The sequence below is a fragment of the Acidiphilium sp. JA12-A1 genome (assembly GCF_000724705.2).
GTDB lineage: Bacteria > Pseudomonadota > Alphaproteobacteria > Acetobacterales > Acetobacteraceae > Acidiphilium > Acidiphilium multivorum.
The window spans coordinates 1-1,241 of sequence record NZ_JFHO01000281.1 but is presented as its reverse complement, the minus strand read 5'-3'; the positions used below and the strand labels follow the sequence as shown (position 1 = coordinate 1,241).

General features: G+C 64.9%; 2 protein-coding genes. One reads left to right on the top strand and one right to left on the bottom strand.

The features are described 5' to 3' along the window. Window positions 1-506 (bottom strand): DUF6444 domain-containing protein (locus tag RT91_RS19880; RefSeq protein WP_240314398.1); only part of this gene is annotated, 506 nt, incomplete at its 3' end. 24 nt (window positions 507-530) lie between these two features. Here RT91_RS19880 and RT91_RS19875 point away from each other — a divergent pair. Beyond that, window positions 531-1,202: a transposase gene (locus tag RT91_RS19875; protein ID WP_051788430.1), complete on the top strand. Its 672-nt coding sequence runs from the start codon at window positions 531-533 to the stop codon at window positions 1,200-1,202. Window positions 1,203-1,241 lie beyond the last annotated feature (39 nt).

Sequence of the window (1,241 nt, the reverse complement as noted above, 5' to 3'; positions counted from 1 at the left end):
ATGCCTTCCGGGACGGCTGCCAGCGTGGTCGCCCCACAGCACGGACAATGGCCGGCATAGCGTTCGACGCGGGTGACGACCGGCTTGATCGGCGGCAGATCGATCTTGTCGTAGCGCTGCGCGAGGCGCTGATCCGCGTCAGTCAGCCCGGCACGGCAGTGCTGGCAATGCGCCGCCTTCGCGATCACCGTCTGATCGGGGTTCTCGGCAAGCAAGCGACCGCCACCCTCACGGCCGAGACTGCCTTTGCGGGGCCCCTTGCGCGGACTTTTCTCGGGCCGGTTTGGCTTCTGCCCGCGCGATGGCGGCAGGCTCGAATTGTCCGGCCGCTTCGGCGGTTCGTTTAGCCGCGCCTCCAACTCCGCAATCCGGCGTTCCGCATCCGAAAGCCGGATTGCCAGTTCCGCGTTCCTGCGCTCGGATGATTGCAACGCGTCCCATAGCGCGCGGATCAGCGCGTCTTTCTCAGCGTGCGATAGGAGAGACAGGTCAGGAAGCTCGTTCACGCCTCCCGTCGAATCGTATCCGCCGTGGTCACGTCAATTCACAATCGATTCAACTTATCGACGGACCAGGATGAGCAGATACCGCAGCGCTACGACAAGATCGATCTGCCGCCGATCAAGCCGGTCGTCACCCGCGTCGAACGCTATGCCGGCCATTGTCCGTGCTGTGGGGCGACCACGCTGGCAGCCGTCCCGGAAGGCATGGAGACCGGCACACCATTCAGCCTCAACCTCGTGGCTCTCGCGATCTACCTGCGCGTCATCCATGCGGTCAGCTACCGGCGGCTGTCGCGCCTGTTCACCGAGTTGTTCGGCTTGGCGATCAGCGAAGGCGCGCTCGATGCCGCATTCCGCCGCGCCAAGCCGGGCTTCGATGCCGATGTCGGTGCCATCCTCGCCCGACTGCGCCGCGCGCGGGTCGTCTGCTCCGACGAAACCTCGGTGCGGATCAACGGCCGGACCCACTGGAACTGGGTATTTCAGAACGACGAAGTCGTCATCCATGTGATCCGGCCAAGCCGGGGCGCCAACGTCGTCGCGGAGGTAATGGACGGCCATCGCCCCGCTATCTGGATCTCCGATCTCTATGGCGCCCAGCGCGGTCATGCCGATGACTGGCAGATTTGCCTCGCCCACCAACTCCGGGACTGCAAATTCGCGATCGAGGCGGTGATACGATCTTCGCACCCAGAATGAACGGCCTGCTGCTCCGCGCCGTCGTGCTGGCGCGGCGCC